Source organism: Brevibacterium jeotgali (genome assembly GCF_900169175.1).
GTDB classification, from domain to species: domain Bacteria; phylum Actinomycetota; class Actinomycetes; order Actinomycetales; family Brevibacteriaceae; genus Brevibacterium; species Brevibacterium jeotgali.
The window spans coordinates 193,095-208,595 of record NZ_FXZM01000003.1 but is presented as its reverse complement, the minus strand read 5'-3'; the positions used below and the strand labels follow the sequence as shown (position 1 = coordinate 208,595).

The 15,501-nt window shown below is 69.0% G+C and carries 14 protein-coding genes; 3 read left to right on the top strand and 11 right to left on the bottom strand.

From position 1 onward, the window contains the following. Nucleotides 1-16 precede the first annotated feature (16 nt). From BJEO58_RS04405 to BJEO58_RS04395, 3 genes are read right to left on the bottom strand one after another with little or no spacing between them, the layout of a single operon-like run. A complete protein-coding gene (locus BJEO58_RS04405) occupies nt 17-1,303 on the bottom strand; it encodes an FAD-dependent oxidoreductase (RefSeq protein ID WP_219617065.1) in 1,287 nt (428 codons plus the stop codon). Next, nucleotides 1,300-1,977, bottom strand: a complete 678-nt coding sequence (locus BJEO58_RS04400) for a class I SAM-dependent methyltransferase (RefSeq protein WP_246075967.1) — start codon at nt 1,975-1,977, stop codon at nt 1,300-1,302. The genes BJEO58_RS04405 and BJEO58_RS04400 overlap by 4 nt, the downstream gene beginning before the upstream one ends. A gap of 32 nt (nt 1,978-2,009) precedes the next feature. After that, a complete protein-coding gene (locus BJEO58_RS04395; RefSeq protein ID WP_101588064.1) occupies nt 2,010-3,161 on the bottom strand; it encodes a type III polyketide synthase in 1,152 nt (383 codons plus the stop codon). A 192-nt stretch (nt 3,162-3,353) separates the two neighbouring features. Between BJEO58_RS04395 and BJEO58_RS04390 the strand changes: the two genes are divergently transcribed. The 3 genes from BJEO58_RS04390 to BJEO58_RS04380 all read left to right on the top strand — a co-directional run bounded on the left by BJEO58_RS04390 (nt 3,354) and on the right by BJEO58_RS04380 (nt 7,856). Further along, nucleotides 3,354-5,000, top strand: a complete 1,647-nt coding sequence (locus BJEO58_RS04390) for a long-chain-fatty-acid--CoA ligase (protein ID WP_101588225.1) — start codon at nt 3,354-3,356, stop codon at nt 4,998-5,000. 42 nt (nt 5,001-5,042) lie between these two features. Further along, nucleotides 5,043-6,401, top strand: a complete 1,359-nt coding sequence (locus tag BJEO58_RS04385; protein WP_101588223.1) for an alpha/beta fold hydrolase — start codon at nt 5,043-5,045, stop codon at nt 6,399-6,401. Between the two features lie 156 nt (nt 6,402-6,557). After that, complete coding sequence (locus BJEO58_RS04380; protein WP_101588062.1) at nt 6,558-7,856, top strand: acyl-CoA dehydrogenase family protein; 1,299 nt, start codon at nt 6,558-6,560, stop codon at nt 7,854-7,856. A 63-nt stretch (nt 7,857-7,919) separates the two neighbouring features. On the opposite strand, the gene BJEO58_RS04375 is transcribed toward BJEO58_RS04380, so the two are convergent. From BJEO58_RS04375 to rpsB, 8 genes are all read right to left on the bottom strand, one after another. Next, nucleotides 7,920-8,642 (bottom strand): hypothetical protein, encoded by a 723-nt coding sequence (locus BJEO58_RS04375; RefSeq protein ID WP_101588060.1) that lies wholly within the window; start codon nt 8,640-8,642, stop codon nt 7,920-7,922. Between the two features lie 2 nt (nt 8,643-8,644). Next, the gene (locus tag BJEO58_RS04370) at nt 8,645-9,202 is read right to left on the bottom strand and encodes a DivIVA domain-containing protein (protein ID WP_101588059.1); all 558 of its coding nucleotides are present in this window, start codon (nt 9,200-9,202) and stop codon (nt 8,645-8,647) included. A 17-nt stretch (nt 9,203-9,219) separates the two neighbouring features. Then, the gene (gene rlmN, locus BJEO58_RS04365; RefSeq protein WP_101588057.1) at nt 9,220-10,593 is read right to left on the bottom strand and encodes a 23S rRNA (adenine(2503)-C(2))-methyltransferase RlmN; all 1,374 of its coding nucleotides are present in this window, start codon (nt 10,591-10,593) and stop codon (nt 9,220-9,222) included. Between the two features lie 72 nt (nt 10,594-10,665). Beyond that, complete coding sequence (locus BJEO58_RS15310; protein ID WP_308297854.1) at nt 10,666-11,919, bottom strand: phosphatidate cytidylyltransferase; 1,254 nt, start codon at nt 11,917-11,919, stop codon at nt 10,666-10,668. A gap of 6 nt (nt 11,920-11,925) precedes the next feature. Further along, entirely contained in the window at nt 11,926-12,483 is a 558-nt protein-coding gene (frr, locus tag BJEO58_RS04355) for a ribosome recycling factor (RefSeq protein WP_101588056.1), read from the bottom strand. A gap of 121 nt (nt 12,484-12,604) precedes the next feature. Continuing rightward, nucleotides 12,605-13,363, bottom strand: a complete 759-nt coding sequence (pyrH, locus tag BJEO58_RS04350; RefSeq protein WP_101588054.1) for a UMP kinase — start codon at nt 13,361-13,363, stop codon at nt 12,605-12,607. 238 nt (nt 13,364-13,601) lie between these two features. After that, entirely contained in the window at nt 13,602-14,429 is an 828-nt protein-coding gene (gene tsf, locus BJEO58_RS04345; RefSeq protein ID WP_101588053.1) for a translation elongation factor Ts, read from the bottom strand. A gap of 67 nt (nt 14,430-14,496) precedes the next feature. Then, nucleotides 14,497-15,384 (bottom strand): 30S ribosomal protein S2, encoded by an 888-nt coding sequence (gene rpsB, locus BJEO58_RS04340; protein WP_101588051.1) that lies wholly within the window; start codon nt 15,382-15,384, stop codon nt 14,497-14,499. Nucleotides 15,385-15,501 lie beyond the last annotated feature (117 nt).

The following is a 15,501-nucleotide window of genomic DNA, read 5'->3' as shown; positions in this document are numbered from 1 at the left end:
GTTCAGCTGGAACCGTTCAGCTGGAACGGAGGGCGTCTCCCCGGCCGTGGTGAGAACGTCCGGTCGCCCTCGACGGTGGGAGTCCTGGCGGTGAGGACCCGCGCATCGTGAAGGCCCGGGCGAGCGCGAGGCGAGCGGGTGTGCCGAGCATGCCTCGGAGCAGGACTTCCCGCGCGGCTGCGGCCGGCATGCCCATCGGCCGACCGAGCATCGTGTTGAGCTCGGCCTGTCGCGCCGCCCTCCGTGCGCTGCGCAGGCGGTCCTGCTCGAACTCCTCGATTCCCCGGGACCGGTCGAGAGGCCCCCCGTGGGTGAGTGCCCTCAGGATCAGCGGGGCCAGCTGGGCCGTGTCCAACCAGCCCAGCGTCATCCCCTGTCCCCCGATCGGACTGAGCTCGTGGGCGGCGTCGCCGATGAGGACACTCCTGCCGCGGACCATGCGCTCGGCGATCCTCCGTCGCACCGAGAACGCGCTGGCCATGGTCGCCGAGGCCGGATCCAGGTGCTCACCCGTCCGGTCGCCGACGATGCGGGAGAGGAGCGCAGCTGACGGCTCCACCAGTCGCGTTCCCGTGTGGGCGACCCACCGACGGCTGCCGCCGGGGAGGGGGAACGCTTCGACCACCCCACCCGGCTCCAGATGCACGACGGCCGTGCTGGAGGCTGCGGCATCCGAGGGCGGAGAGGGGCCCGTGAGGGCGGGGAAGTCACCCATGAGGTACGTATCGGGCATCTCCCGTGTCCGTGTGCCGATCCCCCCGTGCCGGCGGACCGTGCTGCGCGGCCCGTCGGCACCCACGAGGACGCGGGCCCGCCAGGCTCGTGACGGCTTCGGTCCCGGTGCCGGGTGCCGATCGGGGGATGCGATGGCGGCGGCCGTCACCCCGTCGTCCTCTTCGGTGAGGTCGGTAATCTCCCACCCGAGCCGGAGGGCTTCCGGCGCCACCTGCGCCAACCGCCCCCTCAGCAGGGCTTCCGTGCGGTTCTGCGGCAGTGTGAGCACGAAGGGCCTCTCCGGCCACGCCTTCTCGAAGCTGAGACTGCCCAGCGTGCGACCACGACTGCGGGCGACGCCCGAGCGGACGTGCAGTCCTTCTGCTCGGACGGCTCCCTCGAGTCCGATCAGCTCCAGCACGGCCAGCGCCGGCGGATGCAGGCCGATGGCCCGTGAGTACCCCCGCGGCTGGCTGCGCCTGTCGACGACGGCCACGTCCACTCCCTCCTGCGCCAGCAGGCAGGCGAGCACCAGCCCCGACGGGCCCGCCCCGACGATGAGCACCTCGCAGTCCGTCACATCGCTCACACTCCGACGGCATCCGCTGCATCGTGGATCAGCAGGTTCCGCCAGGGAGCCTGGCGCTGGACACGCCAGCCGGGAGGAGCCGCTGCCCGCAGCTCACGCGCGGTATGGCTGCGCCGGATCGAGACCAGGCCGTCGGCGCGGATGAACGACCGGCGGAAGACGGGACGGGTCCCGTTCGAGAAGACGACGTAGGCGGCACGGCTGCGGTGGATGTCACTGTGGACGGCACGGAGTCGGGCGAGCTTCTCCGAGTCGTCGAGTACCGATCTGAACTGCTCGTCATCGAGATGGTGCAGCAGATGGTTCGAGATCACCAGGTCGAAGGTCCGCCCCTCTGCGACGAGGTCGGAGCTGAACGCCTGGCGGAACTCCAGACCGGGCGACGGCTGACGTCCGAGCGCCCAGGCATGGGCACGCTCATCAGGATCCGCCGCCGTGACGTCGAGAGCGAGGCCGTCGCGTCGAGCCCAGCCGGCGATCGAGCGTGCGACGTCTCCCCCGCCGGATCCGATGTCGAGCAGGGTATTCACCCGGCCTCGGCTGAGGAGAGGCCGCAGGTGCTGACGGTAGGACCGCTTCCAGCCCGCGACGAGTGCGTTCACGACACCGAACTGCGCGTACGTGCGATCGAGCATCGCCGGGTCGCAGTGAGGGTCGTCCATCGACTCGCGCACGGCAGTGTCACGGGTGCGAAGATCCGGCAGGATCACTGCAGCTCGCCGACGGCCGTGGTCTCGCCGATGGTCGTGAACAGCGCCGATTCCACAGTCAGCCCCGGACCGAAGGCCATCCCGCAGATGCGTTCGCCCGCCGACGCAGCCGGATCATCCAGAATCTCCTTGAGCACGAACATCACGGTCGCGCTGCTCATGTTCCCGTAGTCGCGCAGCACGCGCCGGGACGGCGAGAGCTGCTCGGGCCGCAGTCGGAGCCTCTTCTCCACCCGGTCGAGGATGCTGCGCCCGCCGGGGTGTATCGCCCAGTGCTCGATCTCGCTGCAGTCCCGACCGGCCACGAGCGCATCGTGGGCCAGGAGCGGTGCCAGGGCGTCGACGATGTGGGCGTCGATGATCTTCGGCACGTACGTCCCCAGCACCATCTCGAAGCCGTTGTCGCCGATGTTCCAGGCCATCGCCTCTTCTCCGACGGGTGTGAGCACCGTCTCGAAGTGGTCGAGCTGCAGGGCCCGGCCCGGCCCCGGCCCCCGGCCGGTGACGACTGCCGCAGCCGCGCCGTCGCCGAACAGCGACGACCCGAGGATGGTGTCCGGGTCGTCGGAGACCCGGACGTGGATGCTGCACAGCTCTGCGCTCACGACGAGGACGACGGCATCCGGGTCCGCTTCGCAGATGGTCGTCGCCTGGCGCAGAGCGGGGAAGGCCGCGTAGCAGCCCATGAAGCCCAGGTGGCATCGCTTCACCGCGGGATCCAGGCCGACCTCCCTCACGATGCGGTAGTCCGGGCCCGGTGAGAAGAATCCTGTGCAGGAGACCGTGATGACGTGAGTGACGTCGGAGCGTTCCAGGCCGTCGCACGCGTCGACGGCTGCGGTCGCCGCCTCGACGAAGAGCTCTGTGGCCCCGCGGACGTAGACCTCGTTGCGGGCTCCGGTCGAAGGATTCAGGATGCGACCCGTGTCCCGTTCGAAGAACTGCGGCGAGTCGACGGGCGTGGAGAAGTCCATCTCCGTCACCGCGCTGCGGCGGCGCTCGATCCCCGAGGAGTTGAATGCCGCACTCACCAGACGCTTGGCAAGGTCGCTCACGTCCGGCTGCGACGCGAACACGTCACGCACCTCGTCCTGGATCAGGACGGTGTCGGGGACTGCTGTCTCCAGAGATCTCAGCACGACTGCCATGGCTCATTCTCTCGACAAGGCATATTGATCCGCAAGGCTGCTGCGGCAGCGGGAGGGTCACGCGACTCCCGCGCAGACCGGCTCGTGCAGGCGGAGACACGGAGCGACCCCGCACCACGCAGACGGATTAGGATGCCTGCGAGGATGCAGCACGATGCCGCGGTCGCGCGGCACCCCCGACGAGAGGACGCCATGGAGACCTGGAAGACCGAACTGACTCCGCTCACCTTCCTTGCGAGGTCGGCAGCCGTGTACCCGGACAAGCAGGCCGTGGCGTACGGCGACGACACCTGGACCTTCGCCCAGCTGCACGAAGCCGTCGAGCAGCGCGCACGTGCGCTGCGCGCCGCCGGGATCCAGCCCGGCGACCGGGTCGCCTACATGATGCCGAACCTGCCGGAGATGCTCATCGCACAGTTCGCGGTGCCGCTCATCGACGCGGTGCTGGTATCGATCAATACGCGCCTCGCCCCCGAAGAGGTCCGCTATATCTGCGACCACTCCGGCGCGAAGGCGCTCGTCCTGGACACCGTCTACTGGCCGGATATCACGCAGGTCGCCCCCGAGCTCGAGTCGGTCCTCTCCATCGTCCTGGCCGAGGACACTCAGCACGCGGATCAGCCTCTGAACCGTGCGAACCCCGCGGGCACCCGCGTCCTGGCGCTCGACGACTTCCTGGCGGGTGCCGATCAGGACGAGACCGACCTCGTCTGGACCGTCGCGGATGAGGACCAGACCCTCTCGATCAACTACACCTCGGGCACCACCGGTCGGCCCAAGGGCGTCATGTACTCCCACCGCGGTGCGTACCTCAACGCCCTGTCCGAGATCATCCATTCCGGCTTCGGCAAGGACTCCGTCTACCTGTGGACGCTGCCGATGTTCCACTGCAGCGGCTGGTGCACAGGATGGGCGCTCGCAGCCGCCGGCGGTCTCCAGGTCTGCCTGCGCGACGTCCGCGGACCCGTCATCTGGGACCTCATCGACACCCACGGGATCACCCACCTCAACGGCGCCCCCACCGTCGTGTCCACGATCATGGACGCGGACGAGGCCCACGACCTCGACCACCGCCTCGTCATCACGACGGCTGCGGCACCGCCCAGCCCGTCCATGCTGTCCCGCATGGCAGACATGGGCTTCGAGATCGTCCACGTCTACGGACTCACGGAGACCTACGGGCCCTATACGGTGTGCGAGTGGCAGGAATCGTGGAGGGAACTGGACGGCGAGACCCGCTCCGCGAAGCTCGCACGCCAGGGTGTCGGCATGCTCACCGCGGACCGCGTGCGTGTGATCCGGACCGACGTCGACGGCGACGAACTGATCGACGTGCCTGCTGATGCCACGACGATGGGCGAGGTCGTCATGCGCGGCAACAACGTCATGAAGGGCTACTACGACGACGAGGCCGCCACGGCCGCCGCGTTCGCCGGCGGCTGGTTCCACTCCGGCGATCTGGGCGTCATGCACGCTGACGGCTACGTCGAGCTGCGCGACCGGGCCAAGGACGTCGTCGTGTCCGGTGGCGAGAACATCTCCACCATCGAGGTCGAGCAGGCGATCGCCGCGCACCCGGACGTCGAGGACGTCGCGGTCGTGGGCATCCCCGACGACAGGTGGGGAGAGCGCCCCAAGGCCTTCGTCGTCCTCAGGGAGGGCTCCGCCGCCACGGACGAGGTCATGTCCGACTTCCTCCGTGACCGCCTGGCACGCTACAAGACGCCCAGGGTGTTCGAGTTCCTCCCGGCTCTGCCCAAGACGTCCACGGGCAAGATCCAGAAGTACACGCTGCGTGAGAAGGAGTGGGAGGGGCACGGGTCCCGCATCAAGGGCTGAGACGCCGTCTGGTGCGGACGATGCCGGAGTAGGGTGAGCGGCATGCCCACCGACCTCGCCTACGACCTCCCCGGACTCCGCGTCCGCGAGGTCGCGCTCGACCTCCCCCTCGACCGCTCACGCCCGCAGCGCGGCACGATCGAGGTGTTCGCCCGCGTCGTCACCGCCCACGGCGGCGAGGACCGGCCCTTCGCGGTCTATCTGCAGGGCGGGCCCGGAGTCGAGGCGCCGCGTCCCTCGCTCGAGCCCGCGTCGCCCTCCTGGCTGCCGCGGGTCCTCGAGGACTACCGCCTCATCCTGCTCGACCAGCGCGGCACCGGGCGCTCCACGCCGCTGGGCCTCGACACGCCCGCCCCGGGACTGCAGCCGGAGGCCACCGGATCCGCCGCCGAGCTGCGGGCCGGGTCCACGCCGGCCGGCATCGCGGCGGCGGGATCGTCACACGCGACCCTGCGCACAGCCGATCCCGCGGCGGCGGCGGAGTACCTCACGCATTTCCGCGCGGACGCCATCGTCGAAGACTCGCTCGACGTGCTCGCTCATCTGGGCGGTGGGACCGTCACGCCCATCGGGCAGTCGTTCGGCGGCTTCACGACGCTGCACTGGATGTCCACCCGACCCGAGACGCTCTCCGGCGCGATCATCACCGGCGGCCTGCCTGCGGTGGGACGGACTCCCGATGAGGTGTATTCGACGACGTGGGAGATCATGCGCCGCAAATCGCTCGCGTTCTACCGCCGCTTCCCCGGCGACCGGGAACGCATGGAGCAGCTTGCGGACCTCGCCGATGACGGGGCGATCCGCCTGCCGAACGGCGACGCGGTGTCCCCCGCACGACTGCGCTCCGTGGGCCATCGACTGGGTGCGACCGGCGGTGCGGAGCAGCTGCACTGGCTGCTGGGGCTGGACCACCGCGGCCCCGCCTTCCGGCACGACCTCGCCGCGGCACTGCCGTACGGAGGCCGCAATCCGCTCTATGCCGTGATCCACGAATCGTCGATGGCCGACGGCCACGCCACCCGGTGGGCCGCCGAACGGACCATGCCCGACGACATCCGAGCGGATCCGACGCTGCTGGGCGGGGAGCACGTCCATCCGGGTCTCTTCGACGAGGACACGGAGCTCGCCGGATGGAAGGACATCGCCCACTGCGTCGCCGAGCACACGTGGCCGTCGCTGTACGACCCGCAGAGCCTCGCCGAGGTCCGGGTCCCGTCCGCCGCGATCGTCTACTTCGACGATGCGTACGTGCCCACCCGGTTCTCGCTGGAGACCGCGGCGCTCGTCCCGGCTCTCACCCCCTGGGTGACGAACGAGTGGGAGCACAACGGGATCCGCGCGTCCGGCACGGAGGTCATCGACCGGCTGATCGGCCTGGTGCGGGGCACGCGTCTGCCCTGATCCTCGTGTGACGCCTCCTGTGACTCCTCGTGTGACGCTGCCGGTCCCCGTGCGGCGTCGCGTGTCGCATCGCGTCGTTCTGTGAGCCCATCGCCTCGTGCTGCGCTGCAGTCCTCGTACCGTCCAGGACATCACCTCGACGACAGGGAGCTCATCATGACAGCCGCACAGGCCACCTCACGGACCACCGACCAGCCAGAGCCCGCGCCGGCCGCAGACGCGAGCCGCGGTCTGGACTCGCACGGACCCGGCACCACGACGACTGCGCGCCTGCTCGCGCACTTCGCCGAGGCGTTCGCACGGATCCGCGAGGACGCTGTCAGCCGCGACCGCACGCGCTCGCTGCCCCGCTCCCACGTCGCGGACCTCGCACGACTGGGCTTCGGACGGCTGCGTCTGCCGCAGGCGGCCGGCGGCTTCGGCGCCGACCTACCGCAGACGGCAGCGGTGCTCACGGAGCTCGCGGCGGCCGACTCCAACCTCGCCCAGATCTGGCGGGGACACATCGCCTTCGTCGAGGACGTTCTCACCACGGTCGACCCCGTGTTCCGGAACAGGTGGACCCGCCGCCTCGCGGACGGGGCGGTGATCGGCAATGCGTGGTCCGAGATCGGCGACGTCACGAGGGGCGTGACCGCCACGACGATCAGCAGCGACGACGGTTCGCCCGACGCGATCGTCGACGGGCGGAAGTTCTACACGACGGGGTCGATCTTCGCCGACTACTCCGACACCACCGCCGCGGGGCCCGACGGCACGCTGCGCATCGCCCTCGTGCCGCTCGCGCAGGACGGCGTGCGTGTCTCCGACGACTGGGACGGATTCGGACAGCGCACCACGGGGACGGGCACCGCTGTCTTCTCCAGCGCCCGCGTGCCGCGCGAGGACGTGAGGCCCTTCTCCGATCGGTTCAGCTACCAGACGGCGCTGTACCAGGTCGTCCTCCTCGCCACGCACGCCGGCATCGCGCGGGCGGTGGCCCGGGAGACAGCATCGTCCGTGCGTGACCGGGCACGCACGTACTCCCATGGCAATGCCGACCGGCCGCAGGATGATCCCCAGCTCCTCGAGGTCGTGGGTCACCTCGCCGCGACCGCGCAGGCCGCCGAGGCCCTCACCCAGGATGCGGCCCGCGCCCTGCAGCGCGCCCACGACGTCGAGCGGGGCGATGCGGGGATCCGAGCGGAGGTGGGCGCCGATGCGGAGCTCACCTCCGCCCGCGCCCAGGTAGTCCTGTCCCAGCTGGTACCCGCGGCGGCCACCCGGGCGTTCGACGCGCTGGGCGCTTCAGCGGTGCGGGAGTCCGCCGCGCTGGACCGCCATTGGCGGAACGCGCGCACTGTCGCGAGCCACAATCCCTGGGTCTACAAGGCACGGCTCGCCGGCGCCCACCTGGTGAGCGGATACGCCCCAGACGAGCTGCAGTGGACGATCGGAGTCGCGCCGCGCACGTGAGCCGCAGCGAACGGGCACGCGGTCGACGTGATCGTTCCCCGTGGAGGGCAGGCGGAGTGCCCGCTAGAGTCCGTCTGCTCCGTTCGTCCGCAGAAGCCCCTGCAGGTGCTGCGCGACATCGGCGAGCAGCACGTCCTCGCCGTCGATGACCAGCGCCCGACGAGACCCGTCGCGCCGTCGGGAGGGTGCGGGCACGATCCGCGAGTCGCGCGCCAGGCGGTCCAGGTCGCGTGCCTGTCCCCCGCCTTCGACGGCCACGCCCTCGAAGTGCGAACGCACGGTGCGGACAGCGGTCTTGAACGCGTGAGGGCTCTCCTCCGCGGTCTCCTCACCGTCGCGGTGCGCACGGATCGTGAGCGTCTCGGCGTCGACGACGGGCCTCGTCACCGACGATGCGCCGTCGGCGGCTGCGACCGGGAGCTCGACGACCAGACCGATGCGCACCCCCGCCAGCACCGCGAAGGTACGGGCCGGCTCCGGCACGTCCGAGGAGACGAGGAGCTTCGACGCGCCGTCACCGCCCAGCACACGGAGCACTCCGCCGAGCTTCGCCACCCGGTCCAGCACGTCCGCACGGGTGAACTCCTGCGGGACGGACAGCGCCTCGATCAGCCGTGGATCCTCGACCCGACGGCCGTCGACCGTGGGGGTGTCCGGTGCGGGGGCGGAGAGGATGATGTCGTCGGCACCCTCCAGCGCCACAGGGCGATCGAGCAGATCGAAGGTCGGATCGACCTGCGCGGCGGGCGTCTCCGCACCCGCGGATGTCTCTTGCACGTCACTCACGCTCAGTCCACACTCGCCATCACTTCGACGACCCGGTCGATGAATGCATCGACCTGGTCCTCACTGTATGCAGCCTCGCCCTTGCGCGTGCGGAACAGCACGCGCCGCACCTCGTCGACGCTCATCGGCCTGCCCTGGGTGAAGTAGGCGTGGATGCGATCGCACAGGTCGTCGACTTCGCCGACGTCATACCCGACCTCACCCTTCTCCGTCCGGTTGAACCGTTCGCCCGTCGCCCGCTCGAGCCGTCCCCGGAGGGAACCCGCAGCGCGCGTGAGCTCCTGGATCCAGGCATCATGACCGGCCTGCGAGACCATGCGGTCGCGCGCCTGCTTCGCGAAGGCGTCCTCGAGCCGATCGAGCGCTGCGTCGACGACCCCCACGTGGTAGCCCTTGCGCACCAGGTCGAAGCCGACGGTGCGCACAGCGCGTGCATCCAGGTCGCCCGGCTGCGGGGCGTCCCTGTTGTAGGACTCCCGCGCGCGGCGGAAGAAGCTGTCGACCTGGGCCGGATCGTAGCCGGACTTCCAGCCCGTCATGCGGGGAAAGTTGGTGTCCATCCCTCTCCTCAGTCTCCTCAGTCCGCCGTGCCAGCGTCGTCGTCCTGCTGCGAGGTGGCGAGCTGCCCGCACGCACCGTCGATGTCCTTGCCGCGGGTGTCGCGGATCGTCGTGGGCACGCCCGCATCGCGGAGGACCCGGACGAACTCCGCTGCGACGTCCGGCTCGCTCGCAGTCCACACCGACCCCGGCGTCGGGTTGAGCGGAATGGGGTTCACATGGACCCAGCCGCGACCACGTGCGTTGAGCTTCTTCGCGAGCAGTCCCGCACGCCACGCGTGGTCGTTCATGTCCTTGATGAGCGCGTACTCGATGCTCACCCGCCTGCCCGACGTCTTGTAGTACGCGTACGCCGCGTCGATCGCCTCATCCGCATTCCAGCGAGTGTTCACGGGGATCATCTCGTTGCGCAGCCCGTCGTCCGGAGCATGCAGCGACAGTGCGAACGTCACCGGGATCTCCTCCATCGCGAGCTTGTTGATGCCGGGCACCAGCCCCACGGTCGAGATCGTGATCCGGCGAGCGGACATGCCCAGTCCCGACGGTCCCGGCTCCACGAAGCGGCGCACCGCGTTCATGACCCGCTTGTAGTTGGCCAGCGGCTCGCCCATCCCCATGAAGACGATGTTCGTGACCCGCTCCGCCGAACCGCCGGAGGCGGTCGGGCTCGCGCCTGCCGCAGTGCCGGTCGGCGACGTCGACGAGGCACCCTCGCCGCCGGACTCGTCTCCGACGCCGGCCGCGGTCTCCCCGAGGAGATTGCGGTCCTCGTCAGAGGTGTCGGCGAGTTCACCCGCGGCGATCACCTGGTTCGCGCGCACCACCTGGTCGACGATCTCCGCGGCAGACATGTTGCGGGTGAGTCCCTGCTGACCCGTCGCGCAGAACGGGCAGTTCATCCCGCAGCCGCACTGCGAGGACACGCACAGGGTGATCCTGCTGCGGTACCGCATGAGGACCGATTCGACGAGGGAGCCGTCGAACAGCCGCCAGAGGAACTTGATCGTGTCGCCATTGCCCGTCTTCAGACGGTGGACCTCCGTGAGCAGGGGCGGGAAGAACTTCTCGCCCAGCTCTGCACGACTGTCCTTCGGCAGGTCGGTCATCTGCTCGACATCCGAGGAATGGTGGACGAAGTAGTGGGTGGAGAGCTGCTTCGCGCGGAAGGCGGGCAGTCCCATCTCCTGCACCGCGGCGATGCGCTCGTCCATCGACAGGTCCGCAAGGTGCTGAGGCGGCTGCGAGACGCGGGGGCCGCGGAAGTCGAGGAGGGGTCGTCCACTGCGGGTCGGCGTGCTCGACGTCGTCCCGTCTTCGTGTTCGACGATGGGACGGACCTGCTTCCGGGAGGAGGTCCGCCTGGGCACCGAGGAGGGAGTGGTCTCAGACATATGCACCCATCATCGCATGTTCGTGGGATTCTGACAGGGGACGTCGTCCGGCACGCACCTGGGAGATACCCGTCAGTCCACGAAGCCGGGCAGGAAGCTGAAGAGGACGAGCGCGATCGGTGCGGTCGGCAGGATCGAGTCGAGACGGTCCATGACCCCGCCGTGCCCCGGCAGGAGCGAGCCCATGTCCTTGAGCTCCAGATCCCGTTTGATCATCGATTCGGAGAAGTCGCCCAGGGTGGCGAAGGCGGGTACCAGCACGCCGAGGGCGATCCCCGTCCACATCGGAGCGCCGAAGGTCCAGATCGCCATCCCGACGCCCACCGCAGTGGACAGCAGAGCCGACCCGGCGTAGCCCTCCCACGACTTCTTGGGGGAGATCGACGGAGCGATCGGGTGCTTGCCGAAGAGGACCCCCGCGATGTAGCCGCCGATGTCACTCGCGACCACGACCGCCAGGAAGCAGATGACCAGCAGGTTCCCGTCCGGCAGCGTGAGCAGGTAGACGATGAGGCTGGCCATGAGGCCCACGTAGGTGAGTGCGAAGAGGCTCAGGCACACGTCCTTGACCGCGTTCCCGGTGCGCCTCTCCAGCAGCGCGAAGAGCAGGACAGCACCTGCCCCGGCCGTGAAGGCGACCCACAGGGCCTCGCGACCTCCGACATACGTCGCCAGGACCATGCACGCGCTCGCGACGATCACCGGGATGCGCGACACGTGGGCGCCGGAGCGCGACAGCGCCTCCGCGAGTTCCCACATGGCCAGGCACACCCCGACCAGCACGATGATGAGGAACGAGGGGGGATAGAAGATGAGCGACGCGAGGACGGACCCGCCCAGCACCACGCCGACGCCGATCGCGGCGGGCAGGTTGCGGCCGGCCTTCCCGTAGTCCTTGGGCTCGCCGTCGTCGGTGGGCTCGGTCTGCTGCGGAGTCTCCTCCGCAGGTGCCCCGCTCCGGGAGGGAGGGGTCACGAATCCGTGGCCGATCGGGATCCCTGCGGTCGTCGGCCCTGCGACACCGGTCGCGCTCTGAGCACCGACCGGGCCTCCCGCAGCATCCGCGCCTACCGGTGCCGGAGCCGTATCCGCGCCTACCGGTGCCGAAGCGGCGTGCGCACCCTGACGGGCCCCGTCCTCCGGGGATCCGCCCGTCGCTGACGCGCCCGCTGGGGCGTCACGGGACGCGACGGCGCGCCGCAGGAGCTCCTCCTGCGGCAGCGGCCCCTCGCCGCGTGCATCCGCTTCTTCCGCGATCCGTCGCAGCTCGCGCCGTGACGGGAGCGGAGGGTCATCGGCATGCGCGGCATCCTGAGTCTCTGCCACGTGTCGTCAGACCTCGAGGAGTTCGGCTTCCTTGGCATCGAGCAGACGATCGACCTCGTCTGCCCTCGACTTCGTGATCTCGTCGAGCTCCTTGATCCCGCGGTCCGCCTCGTCCTCGCCCACGTCGCCGTCCTTGGACATGCGCTCGAGGGCCTCCTTCGCCTTGCGGCGGATATTGCGGATGGACACCTTGCCGTCCTCGGCCTTCGTCTTCACAAGCTTGACGTACTCCTTGCGGCGCTCCTCTGTGAGCTGCGGAAGCACCACGCGGATGACGTTGCCGTCATTGGCCGGGTTCGCACCCAGGTCGGAGTTGCGCAGCGCGTTCTCGATGTCACCCATCGCACTGCGGTCGTACGGTGTGATGACGACGGTGCGGGCCTCCGGCACCTGGAACGATGCGAGCTGCTGCATCGGGGTGGGCGAACCGTAGTACTCGACGGTCAGGTTCGCGAAGAGCGCCGGGTTCGCCCGGCCGGTGCGCACAGCGCCGAACTCCTCCTGCGTCACCTCGATCGCCTTGTCCATCTTCTGACGGGCCTCGGTGAGAGTCTCTTTGATCACGGTGTCCTCGATTCCTCGATCATGCCGGGACCCCGGTCGCTTCTCGTGCTGTTCCGGCCGGCAGGGATAACGGTCTGTCTGTGCTGGTGTCGATTCTACGGTCTCGGGGCCGTCCGCAGGCTCAGGCGGTGACGAGCGTTCCGATCGGTTCGCCTGAGATGGCACTGCCCAGGGACCCGTCGCCCTCCATACCGAACACGCGCATCGGCAGCGCATTGTCCATGCAGAGGGAGAACGCGGTCGCGTCGACGACCTTGAGTCCGCGCACCAGGGCATCCTGGTAGGTGAGGGTGTCGAGCTTGACCGCGTCGGGATTGCTTCTGGGGTCGTCGTCGTAGACGCCGTCGACCCCGTTCTTCGCGATCAGGACCTCGTCCGCACTGATCTCCAGCGCACGCTGCGCGGCGACGGTGTCCGTCGAGAAGAACGGCATCCCCGCGCCCGCACCGAAGATGACGATCCGGTTCTTCTCCATGTGTCGGATCGCCCGCCGCGGAATGTAGGTCTCCGCGACCTGCGACATCGGGATCGCGGTCTGCACGCGCGTATCCACTCCCGCCTGCTCGAGGAAGTCCTGCAGGGCGAGGCAGTTCATCACCGTGCCGAGCATCCCCATGTAGTCCGCACGCGTGCGGTCCATACCGCGCTGCGACAGCTCTGCGCCCCGGAAGAAATTGCCTCCGCCCACGACGATGCTCACCTCGACATCAGGGATGGTCGTCGCGATCTGACGCGCCACCTGCGACACGACATCGGGATTCACACCGACGGAGCCGCCGCCGAACACCTCGCCGGACAGCTTGAGCAGGACGCGCCTCTTGTGAGTCCGCAGCGACGGGGCGTCATCGCGGGATGAGGTGTGGACCGGCGTGTGGTTCATTGTCGTATCTCCTGCGAGCTCGGGGGGCCACCATTCCGCTGGCGGTCCACTCGAACGGGCCATCGCCCAGCGGACCGCGGCCGATTCTACCGGTCACCGACCGGGTGCGCGCACCGGCCGTCGGCGGGCGCCGGAGAACCGATCCGGAATGCCGACAGGGCGGCACCCGTGGGGGTGCCGCCCTGTCGTGGCGGAGGGACTCCGCCGAGGCTCCCTCAGTGAGGGAACAGGATCCTGATCAGGAGCCCACGCGGAAGCGCACGAAGCCTGTGGCCTTGACGCCGGCCTCCTCCAGGACGGAGGCGACGGACTTCTTCGGCTCCTTGGCGAAGCCCTGGTCCAGCAGGACGTTCTCCTTGAAGAAGCCGTTCACGCGACCTTCGATGATCTTCGGCACGGCCTGCTCGGGCTTGCCCTCGTTGCGGGCAGTCTCCTCAGCGATCGCACGCTCCTTGTCGACCAGTTCGGCCGGCACCTCTTCGCGTGAGAAGTAGGTGGGCGTGAGTGCGGCGATGTGGACGGCCACGTCATGCGCGGCAGTCGCGTCGTCGCCCTCGTACGCCAGGAGCACGCCGACCTGCGGGGGCAGGTCCTTGTTCGTGCGGTGCAGGTAGGACTCGACCTTCGCACCCTCGACACGGACGACGCGCTTGAGCTCGACCTTCTCACCCAGCGACGCACCGCCTTCGGTGATGATCTGCGAGACGGGCTTGCCGTCGATCTCCAGCGCGGAGAAGGACTCCGCGTCCGTTGCGCCGTGCTCGACCGCGAGGGCGAGGATGCTGTCCGCGAGCTCGATGAACTTGTCCGACTTCGCGACGAAGTCCGTCTCGGAGTTGAACTCGATCATCGTGCCGACGCCGCCTTCGACGTGCGTCGCGACGAGCCCGTCGGAGGTGGAGCGGCCTTCACGCTTGGTCGCGCCCTTGAGGCCCTTCACACGGAGGACCTCGATCGCCTTCGCGTGGTCGCCGTCGGCCTCGTCGAGAGCCTTCTTGACGTCCATCATGCCCGCGCCGGTCTTCTCGCGGAGCTCCTTGATGTCAGCTGCGGTGTAGTTGGCCATACGCACTCCTTCTTCTGGGAGGTCTGTGCCGGCAGCCGGCCGGTGGGCCGGCTGCCGGCGGGAACGATCAGGCTTCGGTCGCCTCGGCGTCGGCTGCCGCGGCTTCAGTGGATGCCTCGGCTGCGGGTGCTTCTGCTGCGGGTGCCTCTGCAGCGGGTGCCTCTGCAGCGGGCGACTCATCGGTCGATCCCTCGAGGATCTCGCGCTCCCACTCCGGCATCGGCTCGACGGCGGAGACGTTCTTCTCGCCGCCCTCTTCCACACCGTGGCGGGTGATGAGGCCCTCCGCGACTGCATCCGCGATGACACGGGTCAGCAGACCGACGGAGCGGATCGAGTCGTCATTGCCCGGGACCGGGTAGTTGACGTGGTCCGGGTCGCAGTTCGTGTCGAGGATCGCGATGATCGGGATGCCGAGCTTGCGCGCCTCGTCGACCGCGAGGTGCTCCTTGTTCGTGTCGACGATCCACACGGCGGACGGGGTCCGCTGCATGTCGCGGATGCCGCCGAGCGTGCGCTCGAGCTTGTCCTTCTCGCGACGAAGGATGAGGAGCTCCTTCTTCGTGTACATCGACGATGCGACGTCATCGAAGTCGATCTCCTCGAGCTCCTTCAGACGCGCGAGGCGTCCGGAGATCGTCTGGAAGTTCGTGAGCATCCCGCCCAGCCAGCGCTGGTTGACGTAGGGCTGGCCAACGCGCTTGGCCTGCTCGGCGATGGATTCCTGGCCCTGCTTCTTCGTACCGACGAAGAGGATGGATCCGCCGTGGGCGACGGTCTCCCGCACGAAGTCGTACGCGGAATCGATGTACCCCAGCGTCTGCTGGAGATCGACGATGTAGATGCCGTTGCGCTCGGTGAAGATGAAGCGCTTCATCTTCGGGTTCCAACGGCGGGTCTGGTGTCCGAAGTGGACGCCGCTGTCGAGCAGCTGGCGCATGGTGACGACGGCCATGCCGACGACTCCTTCCACGTGCGCCCCGCTTCCGCGGCTGCGCACGTCTGTCAGGCTGAAGTGACGGACGCCCGCGCGCACACCTGGATGTGGAGGCCACATCGGGGGATGAGCGCG

Excerpts from the sequence above, each read along its gene's own strand:
- BJEO58_RS04395 (WP_101588064.1), bottom strand. The coding sequence starts at position 3,161 with ATGGCAGTCGTGCTGAGATCTCTGGAGACAGCAGTCCCCGACACCGTC.
- BJEO58_RS04390 (WP_101588225.1), top strand. The coding sequence starts at position 3,354 with ATGGAGACCTGGAAGACCGAACTGACTCCGCTCACCTTCCTTGCGAGG.
- BJEO58_RS04385 (WP_101588223.1), top strand. The coding sequence starts at position 5,043 with ATGCCCACCGACCTCGCCTACGACCTCCCCGGACTCCGCGTCCGCGAG.
- BJEO58_RS04380 (WP_101588062.1), top strand. The coding sequence starts at position 6,558 with ATGACAGCCGCACAGGCCACCTCACGGACCACCGACCAGCCAGAGCCC.
- BJEO58_RS04370 (WP_101588059.1), bottom strand. The coding sequence starts at position 9,202 with ATGGACACCAACTTTCCCCGCATGACGGGCTGGAAGTCCGGCTACGAT.
- rlmN (WP_101588057.1), bottom strand. The coding sequence starts at position 10,593 with ATGTCTGAGACCACTCCCTCCTCGGTGCCCAGGCGGACCTCCTCCCGG.
- pyrH (WP_101588054.1), bottom strand. The coding sequence starts at position 13,363 with ATGAACCACACGCCGGTCCACACCTCATCCCGCGATGACGCCCCGTCG.
- tsf (WP_101588053.1), bottom strand. The coding sequence starts at position 14,429 with ATGGCCAACTACACCGCAGCTGACATCAAGGAGCTCCGCGAGAAGACC.
- rpsB (WP_101588051.1), bottom strand. The coding sequence starts at position 15,384 with ATGGCCGTCGTCACCATGCGCCAGCTGCTCGACAGCGGCGTCCACTTC.